Below are 1809 nucleotides of genomic sequence, written 5' to 3'. Positions count from 1 at the left end.
TGCCCTGGGAGGGCACTGAAAAAGGTACCCAATTTTAAGTTGCATAGCTTGTTTTTGAACTTTAATTCTTGTCCAAGAAGCATTTCATCTTTTAAAAGTGAAATACTTTTTTGGACAGGAATATAGTCTCAAACAGCTTTCTATAGCGTTTCTGGCGTTTAATTCGGCAATATATAGAGAAATCTACTTCCCCCCTTATGCATTTTGCATCAATTTGATGATTCTCTTCACATTTGCAGCGAAAATAGTCAAAGCTCCCTGCATTTCCATGCACGACAAACCGTATGACAGGGCTCTGTCATATCCTAAGACATTCTTAAGTTCGGAGTTTTTGGCTTCTATCTTGTATCGTTTCCTCTGAAGATTTATAAACTCTTCTGTTTTTTGATATTCGATTTGCTCCAACTGTTCATCCGATTTGATGGTAACCGCATATGTTTTTGTCTTGGCTCCTTCCTTGTAGCAACCTTCACGTAATGGACAGACCTTGCATTTGTCCACATCAAAATAATAGGTAATGCTGGAGTTTCTGTGACGCTTGTCATTTTTGCGATTATTCATCTCTTTCCATTTCGCCAGATGCCCTGCTGGGCAGACGTACAGATTTGCATCCTTGTTGTATTCAAAAGGGAGTTTGTTTGTTCGATTACCGTCAATTACAGAGCTTAAACGAGCAGAGAGGCGCATATTGTTTTCCTTTGCCATTTTGAGATTCTCCTTGCTGGAATATGCCTTATCTGCTACTATGGAATCAACTTCCATTCCTGCTTCCTCTGTCTTTTTTATCAATTCTGGCAATTGCTGTCCATCACCCTTCTCGCCGGAGGTGACGGTAGCTGCGGTGATAATTCTCTCATCGCTCATAGCTATATGCGTCTTATAGCCAAAGAATGAAGAATGCGCTGTTTTATGTCCTGTACGGGCATCTGCATCTTTTGATATTACGCCTCGGGTCTCTGCATCGGAAATGGTTTCTTTCAGCATGTTAAGACGTTCCTTGACTGCAGGCATATTGGCAGTTGCAGCGTCAGCTTCTACTGTTGCAACTATCGTTTTGGCAGCAGTCATGATAGAAGAATACTTCTTTTCTTTTGGAAGCTCAGGCAATTCCATGCTGTCATCTACAGAATTAACGACCTTGATTACGGCCTTGCAATAATACTCCAAACTCTTTGCTGCACTGATAGGGTTGGAACGAGAATGCGTATGGGTTGCATCAACAATGATGGTTCTAGACTTGAGGACACCTGCTTCTATAGCAATAGAAACAGTCTTCTTGATAAGAAGATCCAACAGGTCCATATCCTTCAGGCGAAGTCGACGGAATTTGGTCAAGGAACTAGGATTAATCAGATTAGTCTCCTCAGGAGTTAATCCCAAGAAGTACTTAAACGACATATCATAGCGAGTACGTTCAACAACATCAACATCCGATATGTCATAGATTACCTTTAAAAGAAGATACTTAAACATACGGATAGGACTCTCTGCTGTACGACCATTGTCATGACAATACTTGTCCTGCAATTCCTGGTATACGAAACGAAAGTCCACCAGGTCAGTAATCTGGCGGAGCAGGTTGTCTTTTGGGATAATCAAGTCATACAAACTTGAATAATCACTGAATGATATGGTCTGTTGTTGCTCTAGCATAATCCTTGTATTTTTCTACAAAGATACAAAAAATATTGCACATATGCAACTTTTGGGTACACTATTTCAAAGATCGAATGTTAAACTAACATAACCCATGAAGGGACTTTTTCAGTGCCCTCCCTGGGCTAGGAGCTTCTGCCCTTTCAGGGCGTG

The 1809-nt window shown here is 40.9% G+C and carries 1 protein-coding gene; it reads right to left on the bottom strand.

Annotated elements, in window-relative coordinates; translation table 11 throughout:
- Positions 1-195: 195 nt before the first annotated feature.
- Complete coding sequence (locus F7D47_RS05435; protein ID WP_153085067.1) at positions 196-1653, bottom strand: IS1182 family transposase; 1458 nt, start codon at positions 1651-1653, stop codon at positions 196-198.
- Positions 1654-1809: the final 156 nt, after the last annotated feature.

This window comes from Segatella copri (assembly GCF_009494835.1).
Taxonomy (GTDB): domain Bacteria; phylum Bacteroidota; class Bacteroidia; order Bacteroidales; family Bacteroidaceae; genus Prevotella; species Prevotella copri_F.
The sequence above is the reverse complement of the archived record's forward strand: the minus strand, read 5'-3'. Positions and strand labels throughout refer to the sequence as shown.